Origin of the sequence: Chryseobacterium sp. Tr-659 (assembly GCF_011752975.1) — a bacterium.
Taxonomy (GTDB): domain Bacteria; phylum Bacteroidota; class Bacteroidia; order Flavobacteriales; family Weeksellaceae; genus Chryseobacterium.
Window position 1 is genome coordinate 632,097 of record NZ_VWWP01000001.1, and the last position, 20,058, is coordinate 652,154.

General features: G+C 37.9%; 15 protein-coding genes. 2 read left to right on the top strand and 13 right to left on the bottom strand.

Features of this window, described 5'->3' with window-relative positions:
* Positions 1 to 164: 164 nt before the first annotated feature.
* Complete coding sequence (locus F3J23_RS02770) at positions 165 to 2,966, bottom strand: GH92 family glycosyl hydrolase (RefSeq protein ID WP_167023724.1); 2,802 nt, start codon at positions 2,964 to 2,966, stop codon at positions 165 to 167.
* Positions 2,967 to 3,128: 162 nt separating this feature from the next.
* Positions 3,129 to 3,584 carry a hypothetical protein gene (locus F3J23_RS02775; RefSeq protein ID WP_167023727.1) on the bottom strand — a complete coding sequence of 152 codons (456 nt, stop codon included), beginning with the start codon at positions 3,582 to 3,584 and terminating at the stop codon, positions 3,129 to 3,131.
* Positions 3,585 to 3,734: 150 nt separating this feature from the next.
* Here F3J23_RS02775 and F3J23_RS02780 point away from each other — a divergent pair, with 150 nt between their 5' ends.
* Positions 3,735 to 4,841, top strand: coding sequence for an Mrp/NBP35 family ATP-binding protein (locus tag F3J23_RS02780; RefSeq protein WP_167023730.1), 1,107 nt, complete (start codon positions 3,735 to 3,737; stop codon positions 4,839 to 4,841).
* Between the two features lie 48 nt (positions 4,842 to 4,889).
* A complete protein-coding gene (locus tag F3J23_RS02785; RefSeq protein ID WP_045500144.1) occupies positions 4,890 to 5,138 on the top strand; it encodes a NifU family protein in 249 nt (82 codons plus the stop codon).
* Positions 5,139 to 5,317: 179 nt separating this feature from the next.
* On the opposite strand, the gene F3J23_RS02790 is transcribed toward F3J23_RS02785, so the two are convergent.
* The 11 genes from F3J23_RS02790 to ppk1 form a co-directional block, all read right to left on the bottom strand.
* Entirely contained in the window at positions 5,318 to 5,746 is a 429-nt protein-coding gene (locus F3J23_RS02790) for a hypothetical protein (protein WP_167023733.1), read from the bottom strand.
* Positions 5,747 to 5,754: 8 nt separating this feature from the next.
* On the bottom strand, positions 5,755 to 6,837 hold the full coding sequence (locus tag F3J23_RS02795) for an efflux RND transporter periplasmic adaptor subunit (protein ID WP_167023736.1): 1,083 nt from the start codon (positions 6,835 to 6,837) through the stop codon (positions 5,755 to 5,757).
* Between the two features lie 11 nt (positions 6,838 to 6,848).
* The gene (locus F3J23_RS02800) at positions 6,849 to 10,001 is read right to left on the bottom strand and encodes an efflux RND transporter permease subunit (RefSeq protein ID WP_167023739.1); all 3,153 of its coding nucleotides are present in this window, start codon (positions 9,999 to 10,001) and stop codon (positions 6,849 to 6,851) included.
* Positions 10,002 to 10,015: 14 nt separating this feature from the next.
* Entirely contained in the window at positions 10,016 to 11,401 is a 1,386-nt protein-coding gene (locus F3J23_RS02805) for a TolC family protein (RefSeq protein ID WP_167023742.1), read from the bottom strand.
* Positions 11,402 to 11,471: 70 nt separating this feature from the next.
* Positions 11,472 to 11,909: an HYC_CC_PP family protein gene (locus F3J23_RS02810; RefSeq protein WP_167023745.1), complete on the bottom strand. Its 438-nt coding sequence runs from the start codon at positions 11,907 to 11,909 to the stop codon at positions 11,472 to 11,474.
* 136 nt (positions 11,910 to 12,045) lie between these two features.
* Positions 12,046 to 12,438: a DUF3060 domain-containing protein gene (locus tag F3J23_RS02815; RefSeq protein ID WP_167023748.1), complete on the bottom strand. Its 393-nt coding sequence runs from the start codon at positions 12,436 to 12,438 to the stop codon at positions 12,046 to 12,048.
* A 195-nt stretch (positions 12,439 to 12,633) separates the two neighbouring features.
* Complete coding sequence (locus F3J23_RS02820) at positions 12,634 to 15,672, bottom strand: choice-of-anchor I family protein (RefSeq protein WP_167023751.1); 3,039 nt, start codon at positions 15,670 to 15,672, stop codon at positions 12,634 to 12,636.
* 138 nt (positions 15,673 to 15,810) lie between these two features.
* On the bottom strand, positions 15,811 to 15,960 hold the full coding sequence (locus tag F3J23_RS02825; protein WP_167023754.1) for a hypothetical protein: 150 nt from the start codon (positions 15,958 to 15,960) through the stop codon (positions 15,811 to 15,813).
* Entirely contained in the window at positions 15,957 to 16,610 is a 654-nt protein-coding gene (locus F3J23_RS02830) for an NAD-dependent epimerase/dehydratase family protein (RefSeq protein WP_167023757.1), read from the bottom strand. Before F3J23_RS02830 ends, F3J23_RS02825 begins: the two co-directional genes overlap by 4 nt.
* A 309-nt stretch (positions 16,611 to 16,919) precedes the next feature.
* A complete protein-coding gene (locus F3J23_RS02835) occupies positions 16,920 to 17,804 on the bottom strand; it encodes an exopolyphosphatase (RefSeq protein WP_167023760.1) in 885 nt (294 codons plus the stop codon).
* Positions 17,801 to 19,873 carry a polyphosphate kinase 1 gene (gene ppk1, locus F3J23_RS02840; RefSeq protein ID WP_167023763.1) on the bottom strand — a complete coding sequence of 691 codons (2,073 nt, stop codon included), beginning with the start codon at positions 19,871 to 19,873 and terminating at the stop codon, positions 17,801 to 17,803. The genes F3J23_RS02835 and ppk1 overlap by 4 nt, the downstream gene beginning before the upstream one ends.
* Positions 19,874 to 20,058 lie beyond the last annotated feature (185 nt).

A 20,058-nucleotide genomic window follows, 5' to 3' on the forward strand; every position in this document is an offset into this window, starting at 1 on the left:
TCTTGAAGGCCGTCGTTTTTTTAGAAGGAAGTTTGAAGTTCCTACAAGACTAAAGATTACTATAAATTTATTCTATTAATTTTTTAAAATCTAAAACTGCAATAAGTTGGCTTTAAAAAGTACTCCGGCAACTAGAAACCTCCCGCTTCACTCTTCCATCTTCCTTACTTTACAGCAATCTCATCAATAAAAATATAGGCATCTCCACCGGCTCCCTGATGCCATTCCGGAAGTTTTCCGAAATAGTAGGCTTTTACCTTGATATATCGGGCTTCGGTTGGAAGAAGATCAGCAGAGAAATCTTTGATCTGTACTTTTTCATCTTTAGGATCAATATCGTTGTCAATTGTTTTCAGGAGAATAAAATCTTTTCCGTTCATAGAGGCATAATATTCTACTTTTTTAGGCATCAGGATCCAGGCTTTGCTGTCCTGAAGATAAGTGGAAGATATTTTTGTGATTGGCTGAGGAGATTTAAAATCAATAACAGCCTCGAAATTCTGTCCCTGATAGCCGTGCCATTCCCCTTTTCTCCAGTTGATATCCCCTCTGATCCCATCGATAAGTGCCAGATTTCCGTTAGCAGCGTACTGTGGAGTCACTTTTGAAAGGATATTGATGTCCCAGTAATTGGGTCTTCTGTTGAATTTAGCTGACGTAACGGAGCTTTTTTCTCCCTTTCGTTCTGCATAGGCCATAACCTGTGTGGTTTTGTTAATGGAAAATGGACCCTTGTAGATTGTAAATTTCTTTTTAACATTGGCATCTCCGTCATCCATGATCATGAAATAAACTTTATCATTTGGATTCAACGGACTGATCTCAACCTTGGTAGAAAAATCAAATATTCTATCTGCTGCAATAACCGGAGAAGTTATCTGTTCAGGATATTTAAAATCTTTAGAAGGTTGTATTTTCTCAAATCCAAGCTTTTTAAGCTCAGCTTTTCCTGTACTTTTAGTAATGATTTTTGTGGTGCCATCCTCAAGGTGAATTTTAATTTCATCAAAATAAGGAGTTGTGGTTTGCCATTCGGGAAGTCCTGGTGTTACAGAATAAATTCCCATTGAACTTAAAACATACCATGCACTCATTTGGCCGCAGTCTTCATTTCCTATCAGCCCGTCTGGAGTATTTTTATAAAAATTATCAAGAATATACTTAATCTTGGCATCCGTCTTTTCCGGTTGATCTACAAAATTATACAGATAAGCGATATGGTGGCTTGGCTCATTTCCCTGAGCATATTGTCCCATCAATCCGGTGATATCTGCCTGTTCTCTGCCTGTTGTTTTATCTGGTGCCGTAAAAATAGCATCAATAAACTGTTCAAACTTTTCTTTTCCGCCATGGGCTGCAATCAATCCAGGAATGTCCTGCTGTACGGAATAAGAATAATGCCATGAATTTCCTTCCGTATAATTATTGTTTACTTCCCTTGGATCAAAAGGCTCATACCAGTTTCCATTCTTTCGGGGCTGCATGAAACCGTTTTTAGGATTATAAAGATTTTTCCAGTTTTGTGAACGTTTCATGAAATACTGATAATCCTCTTTTTTTCCTAAAATTTTGGCCATTTGGGCAATGCACCAGTCGTCATAGGCATATTCTACAGTTTTAGAAACACTTTCAGACTCATCATCCATGCTGATGTAGTTATTTTGTTTATAGGCATTCAATCCGAAAATATCCAGCATAGCGGAGTTTTTAGAGGCCTGATAAGCCTTTTCATAATCAAATCCCTGAATCCCTTTAGCCATGGCATCAGCAATTACAGATACGGAATGATAGCCGATCATACATTCTGTTTCATTGGAGGCCAGTTCCCAGACCGGGAGTTTTCCTCCCTGCTCATATTGCCTGATGAATGTATTGATGAAATCGGCTGTTCTTTTTCTGTCGATTAAAGTCATTAGCGGATGAGCACCTCTGAAAGTATCCCAAAGAGAGAATACAGTATAATAATCAAATCCTTTTGCTGTGTATAGTTTATTATCACGTCCTCTGTATCTTCCGTCTACGTCCATATAGATGTTCGGTTGGGTGAAAACATGATATAAGGCAGTATAGAAAATGGATAGTTTATTTTGATCATCAGACTTAACTTCAATTTTCGAAAGTTCTTTATCCCAATCAGTTTCAGCCTGCTTTTTTACAGTTTCAAAATCTTTCAATTCACCTTCTGCCAGCATATTTTTTCCGGCACCTTCATATCCGGTAGGGGAAAGAGATACTTTTACATTAATTTTTTCTCCTTTTTTAACATCCGCTGAAAATGCCAGCGCAAGTTTTGTTCCTGTAAAAAGATGATCCTCCTGTTTTCCGTTGACTTCCTTTTTAGAAATTTTCATAGGTTTAGAAAACTCAATTCTGGCGTATATATACTGGTTGGTTGCCCAGGCTTCACTTCTTCTGAAAACTTCGATAGTTTTATCATCAATCACTTTTACTTCCCCTTCCAGAAGTTTATCTCTGTGGTTGAGGTCCAAAATGATATTGGCATTTCCCGCATTATTAAAGGTATATTCATGATAACCTACTCTTTTTGTAGTGGTAAGGCGCACATTGATATTATTTTTATCTAATCTTACGGCGTAATATCCGGCACTTGCTTTTTCATTTTTATGCGAAAATTTTGACGAGTAATCTTTACTGTTAAGGCTTGGCTTGCCCGTAGTGGGCATCAGCATAATATCTCCGTAGTCCGAAACTCCGGTTCCGTTGAGATGGGTATGAGAAAAACCATAGATCACTGAGTCAGAGTAATGATATCCGCTGCATCCGTCCCAGCTTCCGTCAATTCTTGTATCAGGAGAAAGCTGCACCATTCCGAACGGAACGATAGCTCCGGGAAATGTATGCCCGTGACCTCCGGTTCCGATAAAAGGATTGACATATTGTGAATAATTCTGAGCAGAAATAATCTGGGTAATAAATAAAGAAAATGCAATCAGCCTTTTTTTCATATTCTAATTTTATACTGGCGAATATATCGAAAAACAGGCAAACAGATGTAATAAAAGAGGTTACGGTTTATCTTATAAGAAAAATATTTAAAATAAAACTGAACAAAAAACTTTCACTCATTGGATAAGAATAGTCTGAGATTTTCACTTTATGCCACCAGCCTAGACTTCTCCTTCAAAAATGTCATTCAGATAATTATTTTTATCATCTTCATCTTTTGTAGTTCCCAGGTATTTTTTCCACGCCCGGGATTCATGATAGACAATGCCCATTTCCCATACACAGTAAGTAGGGAGATGAGGCGGGATTCTGTCCCATATCTCAAACTTACCGGAGCCGTTATAGTATACACTTTCCCATAATTCATTTTCACTTCTCCATGTACAGACCAGAAGAAGGTAATGCTCTCCGCAACGATGCATAATGATAAATCCGAGATCATTGGTATCCTGAAAATTTTCATCAGCATTTTCAATACATATTTGAGCGTCATTGAGATCCTGTTTTGATATTTCTGAGAGATCCAGTGCGAGGTCATACCATTTGAATCTGGTTTTTCCTACTGTGAAAATTCCTTTAGGTGAAGCGTATTTGGATGGATAGGGCGTGGTGTTCATAATTGCAGCTTTTTTAATTAGAGATGATGGTAAAATAAAAAACAGAATATTAAAATTTTTAACGATCTGATTTATCACCTGATATTATAGATTTTATTGATTCTAAATTATCGAAAAAATCCGTAAATTTGTAAACAATTTATATTATATATGTTGACGAAAGAAAAGGTTCAGAATTTCCTTAAAGAGATAGAAGTAGATGATTTAGTGAATAATCTTCAGATTGTGGGTAATGATGTTTATATTGACATGACGGCCCATTCTCCTGCAATGCACGAAAAGAAAAAATTGGAGGCAGCAATGAAGCAGGCTTTTGCCAGTGAGTTTGGTGAAGATGTTCACCTGAAACTTAAGATCGTTTCTCCGGAACCTAGTGAGATTCAGCAAAGTCAGATCAAAGGAAAACAAATTCCAGGAATTCAAAATATTATCGCAATTGCTTCCGGAAAAGGAGGAGTAGGTAAATCTACGGTTTCTGCAAATATGGCAGTAACGTTAGCTAAAATGGGCTTTAAAGTAGGATTGCTGGATGCCGATATTTACGGTCCATCCGTACCAACCATGTTTGATACGGAAGGTGAAAAGCCGATTTCTGTAGAAGTAAACGGTAAAAGCATGATGAAACCTATTGAAAATTATGGTGTGAAAATGCTTTCAATAGGATATTTCTCAGGAGCTAATCAGGCTGTAGTCTGGAGAGGTCCTATGGCTTCAAAAGCATTGAATCAGATGATCAGAGATGCTGCATGGGGAGAATTGGATTTCTTATTGATAGATCTTCCTCCGGGAACAGGAGACATTCACTTGTCTATCATTCAGGAAGTACCTGTAACAGGTGCAGTTATTGTTAGTACACCTCAACATGTTGCATTGGCGGATGTTAGAAAAGGAATTGCAATGTTCCAGATGGAAAGCATTAACATTCCGGTTCTTGGATTAGTTGAAAATATGGCGTATTTTACACCAGAAGAACTTCCTGAGAATAAATATTATATCTTTGGAAACCAGGGAGCACAATATCTGGCTGAAGATCTGGGAATTCCTGTATTAGGAGAAATTCCATTGATCCAAAGCATCAGAGAAGCAGGAGATGTTGGTAGACCGGCTGCATTACAGGAGGGATCTAAAATTGCAGAGATTTATACAGAAACTGCCAGAAAAATGGTAGAAAGTCTGGTAGAAAGAAATAAAAATCTTCCTCCTACTGAAGCTGTAAAGATCTCAACGATGGCAGGATGCTCACCGAAGGCAAAATAATAGTAACATTCAATAGAATTTGAAAAAACCGAATTGAACTGAAAAAATATGGAAACAAATATAACGCACGAAGATACAGTAACAAGAGTAATGGAAGCTCTGGAAAGCATCAGACCGTTTTTGAATAAAGACGGCGGTGATATTGAGCTTATTGATGTGAAAGATAATCAGGTTTTTGTGAAACTTTTGGGTAACTGCTCCGGATGCTCGTTAAACTTTTCAACCTTAAAATTAGGAGTTGAAAATACTATCAAGCAGCATGCTCCGGAAATCGAAAAGGTAGTAAACGTAGAGTAAAAATTTATCTGAGATATTTTTGAGGACAGGCTTTTTTTTATAGAGCCTGTCTTTTTTGTTTGAAATAATATCATAAATAAACCTCATAGACTACAAAAGCCTATGAGGTTGAAGTAAAAAAGCAATATCAGATTGCTCCCGGAATTCCGGTCTTTAAAACAATATTAGAAAAAATATAACTATGAATTCTGTGCTAAAAACTTCTGATAGCTTTCTTCATTTTCAAAATAAGCCACTTCTCCTTCATCACTGATCATCACAATATAAGCATCAGCTTTATCAACGGTCTTTCCACTGAACGGATCAATAGCTTCTCTTGAACTTTTATCTTTAGGAATACGTTCCACACACATTTCACAGCAGCCGTAATACATTTTGCCATTATGCGGAACTTCTATCTGTTTTTTGCCCATATAGGCGTTGTTGACCATACAAACCATTTCATTAGGAACCTTTTCTCCTTTGGTATATTTTCCCGGCGATACCGGCTGTATCTTTTGAGTTTTTGCAGGTTCTGTATTTTTTGTTTCAGATTTTTCCTTAGTACATGCAGTTAAAACAGCAGCGCTAAAAATGATCATGAATGTGTTTCTGATTAATGTTGTCATTGTTGATATTATTTAATTAAACTTCCCTCTAGAATTTCTTCACTTCCTTTCTTCAAAATCTGATCTCCTTCCGACAAGTCGCCGAAAATTTCGATAGAATCATTCAGAACTCTTCCTTTTTTAACAGGGATAAATCTTGCTTTTCCATTTTCTTTTTTAATCACATAAATTCCCATATTACTTTCCACCAGGGATGATCTTGGAATGAAAAATGTTGCTTCACTATTTTGGAGCGGAATGCTGGACTCTGCAATCATAAAAGATTTTAATTCTCTGGAATGATTAATAAAATCAGCTTCTATTTTCTCCGAACGAAGCTTAAGGTCTAAAGAACCGGATTTTCTGGATATTCTGGCTTTAAAGTTCTTTCCGGGAATGGCATTGATTCTGAACGCGATGGTATCCCCTACATTCAGATAAGCTACATTAGCCTCAGGAACAGATAGACTTAAACGAAGTTTTGAAGTATTCTGAATAACCATCAGCGGAGTTCCGCCCATAGGCCCTACATAAGCTCCCGGATCTACATTTCTTTCCGTAATCACACCACTGAAAGGTGCACGAATTACCAGATACCGGTTGATATCCTGAAGCTCACGGTAAGCAGATCTGGCTGCATTAAGCTGTGCTTCATCAGATAATTTGCGTGCTGTCATCTGATCCAGGGCATCTCTTGCAATGGCTCCCCGGGTTTCATTTGCTCTGTACATTCTTTCGTAACTGGATTTTGTGGAGGCATAAATAGCTTCCTGTGCCTGCCATTTGGCTTTAGCACTGGCTGCCTGAGATTGTATTTCAGGAGCTTCAAGGATCATAAGAACCTGGCCTGCACTCACATGAGAACCAATATCTACATTGATTTTCTTGACGTAACTCTGCACTTTGGCAAATAAAGCCGTTTCCTGATCCGGAACCAGTTCTCCGGGAAGCTTCAGTTCTACTTTGGGATTGCTTTTTTTTATGGAAACAGTTTCCATATTGCTCATCATCATAGGCTTCATTTCCTTTTTAAGTTCCTCCTTTTCCTTTTTACAGGAAATTGGAATGATAAAAAGACCTAGAAGAGCGGCTGTATATAAAATGTTTTTCATTGACGTAAAATTTATAGGTTGGAATTTGAATAATAGATGCTTTCTTCATCTTCAGGATCTAATGAAGGAGAAATAGTGCCGGCGCTATTTTGTATCCATCCGAAAACTAAAGGAAGGATAACCAATACGGAGAATGTGGAAAAAATAAGCCCTCCGATCACGGCACGCCCCAACGGAGATACCTGATCACCGCCTTCTCCAAAACCGATAGCCATTGGAAGCATTCCCGCAGCCATAGCAAGGGTGGTCATGATAATAGGACGGATACGTAATCCGGCAGCTTCAATGGCCGCATGTAATGCATTACCTGTAGATTTTCTGATTGTTTCGGCATTACTGATCAATAAAACCGCATTGGCAATAGAAACACCAACCGACATGATGAGTCCCATATAAGACTGAAGATTCAAGGTTGAACCCGTTATTTTCAGTAAAGCTAATGAGCCTACAATCACAAACGGTACCGTTGTTAAAATAACCAGTGATACCCGGAAAGACTGAAATGTAGCAGCAAGCATCAGAAAAATTACAGCTGCCGCAATAAGCAGCCCTGAAGACAGGCTGTACATCGTTTCATCCAGAACCGGAGACATCCCGGAAATTTCAATATTAATCCCTTTAGGAAGCTCACCTAAAGATTCAATTGCTTTCTTTACATCTTTTGTGGCCTGTTCCAGATCCGTTTTGTGAATATTTGCCGTAACGGTAGTATATCCCATGGTCCCCAGATTATAACTCTCACCAAGTTCTTTTGAAGAAGTAATGGAAGCTACATCACCCAAAACAGGCCTGTCAGAATTTTTAGACAACGGAATACTTGCCAGCTCTTCCTTACTGTTCAGAATATTTTGAGGAGTTTGTACCTGTACATCATATGCAATCCCCATCATTCCGCCTACCCAGAAGTTTTTATTCGTATAACGCGTGGAAGCTGTAGCTGTCACTAGTGACTTGGCAATATCCTGTACATCCAGTCCCAGCTGTGCTGCTTTTACCCGGTCAATATTGATCTGTAAAGCAGGATAGCTCATAGATTGCGGAATTTGCTGATCACGCATGTATTCGATTTCTTTCAGCTTGGTTAAAAGCTTTTCTGCATACATACGGTTCATTTTTTTCATCATTCCTGAGATACGTATTTCAACAGGATTATTAGCTCCCTGACTCAGAATCTTTTCTGTAAGTTCTATGGGTTCAAAAGAGATCTGAAGATCAGGCATTTTTTCCTTGTAATAGGTTCGCAGCTCATCTTTCAATTCATCAGAATTACCTTTAAATTCTTTTAATGCAACCTGCATTAAAGCTTCATGCGGTCCAGCATTATATAAATAAATGGGGCTTACTGCAAATGTAGAAGGATGCTGGCCGATGAAGACTGAAGAAATAGCGATATTATCTTTTCCCACTTTATCTTTAAGATGCTCAAGAAATTTTTTAACCTTTATTTCTGTGACTTCAATACGGGTTCCTTCTGCTGCTTTAATACGAACCTGGAACTGGCGGGAATTCACAGAAGGAAGCACATCTTTCCCCGTGATTTGATAAAGCCCTGCTCCGATACACAGAACAGCTGCTAAACTCAAACTTACAACCGTTTTTTTTCTTTTCATCAATGATGATAAAAATGCAGTGAAACGGTCACGAAAGCGAGTAAACCAGTTTGGTTTATGGTTTTCACAGGTTTTCGGATCATGCTTCATCATCCAGTTAGCCATTACCGGAACGAAGGTCTGTGATAAGACAAATGAAACGATCATAGAAAATCCTATTGCCATAGCTAAAGGCATAAACAGAGATCCGGGAATACCGCTCATCATCAATGCCGGAGCAAATACAGCAAGAATACAAAGCATGATCAGTAGTTTTGGAAACGCAATTTCCTTACAGGCATCCCAGATCGCCTGAGCTTTTGTTTTTCCCATAGCGAAGTGCTGATGGATATTTTCAATGGTCACCGTACTTTCATCTACAAGAATTCCGATAGCCAGAGCTAATCCGGATAAAGACATAATATTAATGGACTGTCCGAATAATTTCAGAAACAAGACTCCGGAAATAATAGATATCGGAATGGTCATAATCACAATAAGAGCTGCCCGGCGGTCATTAAGGAAAAGCATTACCATAAGTCCGGTAAGCAAAGCTCCCAATATTCCTTCAACAGCCAGACTTTTTAATGCATTTGAAATATAAACGGATTGATCAAATTCATAAGAGATTTGTACATCATCTGGCATATTCCGTTGGATTTTCGGTATCGATTCTTTCAGCTTGTTTACGACTTTCAGTGTAGAAGCATTACTTGCTTTGGCAATATTGATATATACAGACCGTTTTCCGTCTATAAGAGCATAACCTGTGGTGATATCGGCGCCATCTTTTACCGTTGCTACATCCCGGATGTAAACATTATCAGCTGTTCCTTTGAAAAGCGGAATATCTCCAAGTTCCTCTACTTTCTTTACCGTATTGTTGGTGGGAGTAAGATAGTTGGTTTCCCCAATATAAACGTTTCCGGATGGAGAAGTGATATTGTTACGACTTATTGCTTCCACTATCTGCTCCGGAGATAGATGATGAGCACGGAGTTTAAGTGGATCTACATTAATTTCTATCGTACGCGGGCTTCCTCCGAAAGGGGGAGCTGTGGTGAGCCCCGGAATAGCGATCAGAAAAGGACGCGCATTGAAATTCGCAATATCCTGAAGTTCATTATTGGTTTTTGTATTGCTTCGGAAAACCAATTGTCCTACAGGCTGTGAAGAAGAGTCGAAGCGGATAATAAACGGAGGGGGTGCACCGGGTGGAAGAAATACCTGTGAACGGGTAGAAAGAGCATTGATCTGTGCAATAGCTTCTCCCATATTGGTTCCTTCATAAAAATTAACCTTCATCAGGGTAAGTCCCTGGGTATTTTTAGATTCAATACTTTTGATCCCATTGGTGAACAGAAGCATGTTTACGTACATTTTTGTAAAATATCCTTCCATTTGCTGTGGAGTATACCCGTTGAATGAATGGGCTACATAAACCACCGGAAGATTCATTTCCGGAAGAATATCTACTTTGACCTCTTTGGCTGCTTTGATTCCGAAAAACAACAGCCCCAATACCAATACCATTACAGATATCGGCCTGCGTAATGCAAACTTTATAAGATTCATGTTTAAATTTTTAGTTAATGGGCAACTGCTTTTGTAATCACGGAAATATCTCCTTTCGAGGCGGCGATAAGAACTACAGCCTGCCATGAATTATTTTGCGCGATTTCATAATTGATTTCGGCACGGTTTAAAGCATACAGAGCCTGGGTGAAATCTACAATGGTGGTTAATCCGTTTTCATACAGTGCTTTTTGTTGTTGAAAGGCTTCGGTGGCTGCTTCCATTTGAATTTTGGATTCTGTAACCTTGATTAGAGCATTTTTATATTTCAATTCAGAAAGACTTTGCTGATTATAAAGTTCCTGCTGAAGCTGTTGATAATCAAAATCCAGTGCCTTTGTCAGTAGCTTTTGTTCATTGACTCTGGAGTTGCTTCTATAAAAATCTGTTAAGTTCCAGCTAAGGTTAAATCCCATAATATAGTTCATTCTGTCTACACCAACTCCTTTTAAATAAGATGGTGAAAAAGCAGAATTGTCCTGAACATAATTCCATCCGAAACCAGATCCGCGTCCCTGAAATACTCCAAAAAGAGAAAGCGAAGGCAGTCCTGTTGTATGTAAATAAGCTTCCTGCTTTTTACTTTTATTAATTTTCTGAGCGATGAAAAGAGTACTGGGATGGTTCTCAAGAGTTGAGGTCTCCGAAATTAAAATGGGTATATTTTTACTGAAATAATGATCAGGCTCATAACGGGTAAAGTTCTCTGCCAAAAGATCAGACAGGTTTTTATTGTATTCCAGGACATGGTCATTAGCATTAATAATTGCGGTTTGTGCGCTGGACATTTCTGCTTTTGCCAGAGAAGCATCTACTTCGGGAATAAGCCCGCTGTTAGCTCTGGCCTGGGCAATGGTGTAAATGACTTTCGAACGTTTATGGTTTTCGTGTTGTACATTTTCAAGACGCTGGCTGACCAGAAGATTAAAATAAGCTGCCGCGGTTTTTATCTGATGCTGAAAGATTTCCTGGTTCAGATCTGCTTTCTGAATTTCCGTATCGGCAGTCTCTATGCTTTCTTTGGTTTTAAGTTTTCCGAAAGTATATACATTCCAGTTGATATTGGTTAAATATAGGCTCCCAAATGCAGCATTCCAGTTCTGTTCTGCCAAAGGCATGGAAGTAGAAGCTACGCCAAGTCCGCCCTGGCTGTACATAGGACCATTTTGGGCATTGATGGTTCCGAAACTTTGCTGAGCCATTATCGTAACTTCCGGAAGATAATAAGTTTTATGAAGCTTAAGCCTTTCGTTGGAAGCCTGTATATGGAGCTCTTTCTTTTTGATGGACTGATAATTTTTTTCTGCCCTGAGAAGTACGTCTTCTAAACCTGTATACTGGGCAAAAGACAGGGCAGGGCAGCTCAGCCATAAGATGAGCGCTCTGAATGATAAATTCATAGAAAAATATTTAGAATTAAAATTGAAAAATAGTCGTCCCTATTGGGATCAAAGTATGATTCAATGAATTCTAAATTCTATAAACGCAATGAAGAATGAAAAGGGAAGGGTAGTTGAGATGGTATTTTGAAGGATCAAAATAAAAAGTGTTTTTTTCAGGTTCGATAGCTGGTGCTGTATCAAATACAGTCCCTAAATTATAATAAGGAATAGAAGCTGAAAGGAACTTAACCGGAGAATTCTTGTAAGAATGAGGAAGATTATCCTCTTTGCAGATCTTTTTTACTTCCAGTTTACAGCAGCCGTTATGATTTTTTTGTTTATTCGCTTTACACTTTGGGCAGTCCAGCTCAGAGAGCTTTTTCAGACCTACATGAATTTCACTTGAATTTCCTTTACATATGTGTCTGCTGGTTGTAAACCCGGAGGAAACCACAATGTACAGAAGTATAAACAATATGTGAAAAACTCTTTTCATTTCGCGGGATAAAATTAGAACGAATATCATCCGCGATGTTATAGAATTATGGTAGAAGTTTATACTTTAAGGGAAAATTGGTGATTGGTGAAATTAATTTAATATCACAATGATTCTGTGTTGTTCAAAAATGTCAAGTGCTCTGCCGAATATATTTTTCAAAGCTTTATTGTTTAATTACTTTATTTTCAACTCCGGTCGCTGAGGTGTCTGGTTTTCCGGTTTTGGTTCCTGCAGTTTTATAGAAAACGGTGTTGTCTCCTCCTTCCAGAATGACTTTATCCACTTTGTCAATATATACTTTATTGCCGGTTCCGGAAATAGAAATCTGTTTTGCGCTTCCCTTGATCATTACTTTGTTATCCGCGCCGTTAACCTCAACAATTCCTCCATTAAGTGTATAATTGAGTTTATGCCCTACACCTTCTACTTTTACACTTTTATTGTTGTCTGATTGCTCTACTCCGTTGGCAGATTCAGTTTTTCTTGATTGGGAAAAAGCAGTTCCGGTTCCCATTAATAAAAGAATGAAAATTCCTGCAGTTTTAATATTTTTCATTTTAAATTTTGTTTTTTGGTGGAGATAAATATAAGTATAAAATGATACTTGTTGATGGTTTGAAAGTTAAATCATTCTTAAAACCTTTTCTGCTCAATGAAAGATTAATTTCACGATGAGAATTAAGAGCGTTACAGAATCAATAAACAAAAAGCCCCATTTGGGGCTTTAATAAGTAGTAAAATATAATCTTAATTACTTTACAATAACTCTCTTCAGATGGCCTTCCGAAGTTTTTACAAGATAAACTCCCGCAGATAAGTTAGAAGTGTTTATCGTTAAAGCATTCTTTTCTTTTCCAATTAATTTTCCGGACATATCGTACAATTCATAATCCTGCTTTCTGTTGAAGTATAATGTATTTCCTTTGCTGACAGGATTCGGGAATATATTGAAAGTTGTCTGTTCAGGCTTTATTTCACCGGTTCCCAGCGTAGGAGGCATAGCTACTTCGTACATTGATAAGGTTCCGCTGATCTCATTCGCGATAATCACATATCCTTTGTTGGTTGTTGTATTCTCAGGAGCGATGTAGATAATTCCTTCCGGACCGTTGTCTCCGCCATAGGCTGAGGTAGAACGTGAATGTTTATAATCCGTGAAGGTAGGATTGTTAGGATCGGAAATATTATATACCATAACCCCTCCGGTTCTTTCCAGAGTAATGAATGCATAAGTTTGCCCGTTGATATTTCCTAATGCTACTCCTTCCGGTTCAGGACCTTTTGCGCGGCTTCTGTTCTTAATAGCATTAGATTCATTATCAGCATTAAAAATTAGCGGATGATTAGCTGCGATATACCTTTCGAACTGATCACCACTATCATAAACAATTTGTTTGGTATCTGCATTGAAGATGGAGAATGAACGAGCTCCCAAAGCAGCCATTTCTTCAAATTCTGGATCTCCGTCCGTATTTCCGGTTGCAGAAGACACTCTGAATCTTCCCAGGTTGTATGATGCTTTTAATATCGATGAATGAGGGAAAATAGCAGGATCAAGAATATAATTACTGGCTCCTACAGTTGTTCTCTCGCTATATCCGGAAAGATCTTTCTCGTCACCTTCGTTGGCTGTTACAATATACTGAGTTCCGCCAACTTTATAGTTCTGTACGGCATCCGGAACATAATAGGCTTTTACCGGCCAATTGGCAATCAGCACTTCTCCGTTATTATCTGATGCATCAAAGCCGTTTCCAGGAAGACTCATGTCTTTTTTACCTAATCCCCAGATTCCTGTAATAGTTTTGGTGGTAAGATTCACCTCAGCAATTGCATTATTTTCCTGAAGAGTTACCCATGCTTTCTGGCTGTCAGCACTAATGGTCACATATTCAGGTTCCAGATCCTGAGAAAGAGTATTGTTGGTTCTTACTTTTCTTAATCCTGTTGCAGTTAATGTTGCAAGCTGAGAATCAAAATTATTGAAATTAAGAGTAGTTACATTGCTTTGCGCAAGATTTCCGATACCTCCCGAAATATCGATGATGCTGATTGTTCCTTCAGGATCTACCGTGTACGCATCATTCGGTTCACCTTCATTGGCTGTAACTACTTTTGTTCCGTCAGGGGTGAAGGTTATCATATCCGGTAAAGCTCCTACAGTTACCTGTTTCAGAAAATTACCATTGATGTCAAAGAATACTACGGAACCATTTAACTGAGGATTGGTATTCGGAGATGCTGCGGCGATGATTCCATTTTTAACAGCAATACTTGTGATGCCGCCGTAAGGAGCCATATCCACAGTTTTGATCACTGTTGGAGTAGTGGGATTACTGAAATTAATAATATCAAAAACATCCGTAATGGAGCTGATGGTAAATAAACGCTGTGTTGCGGGATCGTGCACTACGATTTCCGTAGAGCTGTTATTGTTTCCTGAAGGATCAAAGCTGCCGATATAATTTAACTGAATCTGGTTGGAAGGAACAGGAGCCGGTTTATCATTATCAACAATATAAACCGTCGCAGAATTATCTCCTGAAATAGTAGCTCCGCTTGGGTTTTCAAGGCTTACTACAAAATATTCAGCCTGTTGTTCCTCCAGAGTATCATCAATGATGGGAATATTAACTGTGTAACTTGTTGAAGAAGGCGTAATATTGATGGTCTGATTGGTTAGTGTAAAATCATTACTGTCTGCCGTACTGAACGGAGCTGGTTTTACCACCAGATTAACAGTTGCTGCAGAAGGATTGGAAACATTGATTTTGAAGGCAAGATTCCCTGCATTTTCATTCACTTTGATGAAATTTTTCTCCAGAGAAATAGTTGTTCCGGAAGTAGTGAAAGTGGTAGAAGTTACTGCTGTCACACCATTATCACTGAAATCTTCCACCATATTCGGTTTAAGGGCAACATAATAGGTTTGCCCCGGTGCTAAAGAAGCAGTAGGAATAACAGTAATAGTATTGTTACTGAAAGTAGTAGTAAAGGGAACCTGAGCACCTGTAGAATTTCCCAGACGGAATTCTATAAGATTTTGTGCATTAGAATCGTTGATCGCAGAATTATCTGTTAATCTTACATTTTCATTGAAAGAAACAGTAGGCTTTACTGTGGTTGAGGCATTGTTTGTATTATTTGCAGGAAGATAGGTAACAGTAGGAGGAGTGGTATCTACGTTGCCGGCAGGAGCAGCATCTACCGTAAAGTTATCGAAACGGTTATTTCCTCCGGTACCACCTCCGGCTGCAGAGAATTCAACTTTTAATTTAAAATTGGGATTATTGGAAGCTCCCTGAATGGCTGAAAAATCAAAGGTTACCAGCTGTGGATTAGCATCCTGAGGAGATACGGTCTGATACTGTATAAAGGTAGTTCCGTCCGTAGAATAAGACCAGGTCTGTGTTCCTGCTCCCTGTGCGGATCTTCTTGTGGTAAATTTAACGATGACATTATTGTAGCCTGTTGTGGGAAGATTAAACTGTAATGCACCTCCAATCGGATTGTTGAATCTCAGGTGAGTTCCGGATGGATCACCGTTTCTGGCATTTAGATTATCAACATTAAAGTTTTGTCCCGTACCGTTTGCAAAATCTATCACACTGGGACCGCCGGCGATGGCAGCAAGTGAGCCGTTCACCATAGTAGAAGAGGGAGTGGTGACAGAATTTGCGGAGGTATTATCGTTAAAATTCCAGTAATGAATGAGTGTCTGTCCGAAAAGTCCGCTCTGAAAAAAGAATGCGGCAATAACAGACCCTTTTAATAGGTAGTTGTTGATCATTTTGTACTTCAATTAGATAAATACAAAAATGAACTTTCTGTTTTGCAACTATTTTAATGGAATTTTAAGAAATGTTTAAAAAATAGGTTTATTTCTGATAAAAGATAGAATAATGTTCAAAAATAGATACAGAGGCCGTTATTTTGCAGACTTCCCTGAAAAATTTAAAATCGTTCCTGACTTATTTCCTTCCAGCGGATGTTTCTGCATATAGAAATATCCTGAAACTGCAGTCAGAAGCAAGAGTACAAAAATAACCAGAACAATTCTTTTTAACATGTCTCTCATATGGATAAATTTTTAATATCTCTGATTTCTAAAGTTGACGTAGGGTATCCTTTTTTTGTGACATTGATCATTGCTCTACCCACTTCATGTAAAGTTAGTGATTTTGACGGAAAAAACACAGGAAAAATCCAAATAATAGGTTGGAAGAACCATTTTACATTCAATTGACCGTCAACAGGTTTCATAAATCCCGGGCGGAAATTATAGGCCCCTTTGAAATTCATCTTCTTTAAAACATTTTCTGTTCTGCCTTTTACTCTTGCCCACATCAGCTTCCCACTTTCTGTACTGTCTGTACTTGCTCCTGAAACATAGTTGAAAACGATTTCCGGATTCTGGTTCAGAACGGCTTCTGCAAAATGAATAGTGGTATCGTAAGTGATTCTGGTGTAATCCTCTTCATTCATGCCAACACTGCTTATTCCGGCACAGAAAAAACAGGCATCGTAACCTTTTAGCTTTTCATCATTCAGATCAAGTGACAGAAAATCAGAGATGAGGTATTCTTTCAGTTTAGGATGGGTTTTGCCGGAAGGCTTTCTGCTTATGCTAAGGATCTCAGAAACATTCGGATTTTCAAGGCATTCCATTAAAACACCTTCTCCTACCATTCCTGTAGCTCCCGTAATAATTATTTTGATTGAGTCCATTGTTTTTGCTATTGATAGTAGTAAGACGGATGAGAGAAGAGAATTACTTTAAAAAAGATGGAAACTTTATGTGAAAAATTAAAAATAAATTCTAAACATAAACTGAATTTCGAATATGACTCAATTGAGATTGCATTGCTTTGTTCGCCTTTTTTAATACAAATGTCACTAATAAATTCACGAATGCCACAAATGATCTAAACAATGAATGAGTTCTGTAATGAGGAGATATCTATTTAAAGGGTGAAAGTATCAGGAAAGCTCAAAAAAAACCAACACAATGAATGGCTGGTTTTCAATATTATACTCTTACTTTCTATGCTGCAGCTGGCTGTAAATATTATGGATCAGTCCATCTGCAACTGAGATTTTAGGAACAAATATCCTGTTGATTTCAGACCAGGACATAACATTGTTGAAAATATTCAGGGCATGAACCAATACATCAGCGCGGTCTTCTCTAAGGTTATAATTGGTCATTCTTTCCTCTACGGAGAGCTCGTTGAACTCTTTATAAACCTTTTTCAGATGAGATAAAGACATGGGTTTTCCGTCTTTGGTCTTGCTCATGGAGAATACTTTATTGATATTTCCTCCCGAACCAATAGCTACAATTGGTTTTTTGCTTAAAATATTTTTTTTAACCTCATCTTTCATCTCTTTCCAGTTATCTGTAGAGACAAGATTGTTGAGAAGGCGGATGGTTCCTATGTTGAATGACCTTTCATAGATCATTTTTCCGTTTTCGTAAAAGGTAAGCTCAGTAGAACCTCCACCCACGTCAATGTATAAATAGGCAAATTCTTTGTCCAGGCCTTCTGCGACATGGTTTTCATAGATTAAAGTAGCCTCTTCATCACCGGAGATGATTTCGATATTGATGCCCGAAGTTTCCTTTACCTGGCTAATGATTTCGTTCCCGTTGGAAGCGTCACGCATAGCACTTGTAGCGCAGGCCCTGTAATGGTCTACTTTATATATTTTCATCAGGTCACTGAAGATTTTCATAGAATCGATGACCATTTTTTCTCTTTCTGGACCTATTTTTCCGATGGTGAAAACATCCATTCCCAACCTGAGGGGAATTCTCAATAGGTTGAGTTTGATGAATTCAGGTTTTCTGTTGTTTACTTTTACTTCATTGATAAGAAGGCGGGCTGCATTACTTCCTATGTCTATCGCTGCTATCTTCATTTTTTGCTTGTTTTAGCTTTTAAATATTTATAGGTTTCGATTTGTGAACGGCATTCTTTTTTATCATTTCTTACATATTCATTACTCAGTCTTTTATCCAGGATTCTTGCTTTTACATTGTCTCTAAGTTGAATGTCCAAGATATCTTTTAATTCTTTCTTAAGGTTTTTATCGGTTATTTTGGCGGCTGCTTCAATCCTGTAGTCAAGGTTTCTGGTCATCCAGTCGGCAGAAGAAATATACATATCTTCAGCGCCTTTATTGTAAAAATACATCACTCTGGCGTGCTCAAGATATTCATCTACAATACTTATTGCTTTTATTTTTTCTTTGAAATCTTTTTGATTTACAGCACAATAAATTCCTCTTACAATAAGTTTGATAATGACACCAATTTTAGCTGCTTCATAAAGTTTTTCGATCAGAAGTCTGTCGCTTAAAGAATTTACTTTTACGATGATTTCCGCTCTCCTTCCTGCTTTGGCTTCTTCAATTTCTTTATCGATGTGGTGAACAATCTTTTCACGCATGAATTGAGGGCAAACTAATAAATTTTTACAAGTTTTCAAAATCGGAATAAAATCGTCCTTTGGTTTTTTCAGAACATTGAAAACTTTATTGATATCTGCCATGACACCTCTGTCTGCGGTCAGTAGGAGATGGTCTCCATAAATTCTTGCCGTTTTCTCGTTGAAATTTCCTGTACTTACAAATCCGTACTGTATAGTTTTATTGTGTGCTCTCTTTTTAATAACACAAAGTTTGGCATGAACTTTTTTATTCGGAAGGCCTATAAGAACGTTTATTCCTTCCGGTTCCAGCATCTCTTTCCACTCAAGATTGGATTCTTCATCAAATCTGGCCTGAAGTTCCAGCATTACAGTTACCTCTTTTCCATTTCTTGCAGCATAGATTAGCGCATTAATGATTTTTGAGCTGCTTGCCAGACGATAAGCCGTGATCTGTATCGATTTTACATCCGGATCCATGGCTGCCTCGCGCAGAAGGTCAATTACCGGGTTGTATTTATGGTATGGAAAGGTTAATAATACATCTTCCTTTAAGATCACATCAGTTACTCTTTCCCCATGTTCAAAGGCTTGGTGGGTAAAAGAAGTTCTTTCCACGGGTCTTTCATACTTTTCAAAAACATCAGGGAAATCCATGAAATGTTTGAAATTATGGATCTTTCCTCCGGGGATGATACTGTCTTTCTTAGTTAGATTTAGTTTTCTGATAAGGAGTTCCAGCAGGGCTTTATCCATATCTTTATCAAAAACGAAACGGGTAGGTTTCCCCTTTCTTCTGTTCTTCAGACCTTTTTCTATCTTTTCTGCGAAATTTGTCCGGATATCGTTATCCAGATCAAGTTCCGCATCTTTTGTCACTTTAAAAGCATTGGCTGCGAATTCATCATACCCGAAGTAAGAAAATATATGCGGAAGGTTGAAGGTAATGATGTCTTCAAGAAGCATCACATTTTTTTCTTCCGGATCCTCTGTTGGCAGCAGCAAGAACCTTCCTACAAAACGGGATGGAATTTCAATAATGGCATAATTGCTGGAATATTGCCAATCTTTTTTCCTCATAGCCACTCCAAGATAAAGACTTTTGTCTCTCAGATAAGGCATGGGTGTGTTTTCATGGAGAAGAATAGGAATCACATTGGATTCCACTACTTCATCAAAATATTGTCTGACAAATTCTTTTTGTTTGACGGTCAGATTTTTGGAATTTTTAATGAAAACCTTATGGTCAGCCATTTCAGTCTGGATATTTTTCCAGGTTTTGTCGAAATTCAGTTGCTGCCTCATTACCACCTCATTAATTCTCTGGAGAATTTTGGTAGGCGGCTGGTAAAAAGATTCGGCAATCACTTTTTCTTTAAAATCCATGGCACGCTTTAATCCGGCAACACGTACTCTGAAAAATTCATCTAAATTGTTGGAGAAAATTCCAAGGAAACGTATTCTTAAATGTAAAGGAACTTTTTCGTCCATAGCTTCCTGTAAAACCCTTTCATTAAAGGCAAGCCATGTAATATCTCGTGGATTAAAGTGTACTGACATTCTAAATGTGTATATTTTATCAAAAATACTAATTCATACAGTTTCTGCCTTATTTCTTAGGTTAAAGTTTGATTAATTTTTAAAGATTGGTGAATTAATTTATTCTTTTATAAATGATGGTGTTGATAATCAGTGCTTTTTATATATTTAATGTAGTAGTGTCTATTCCTTTTGTGATGAACTAT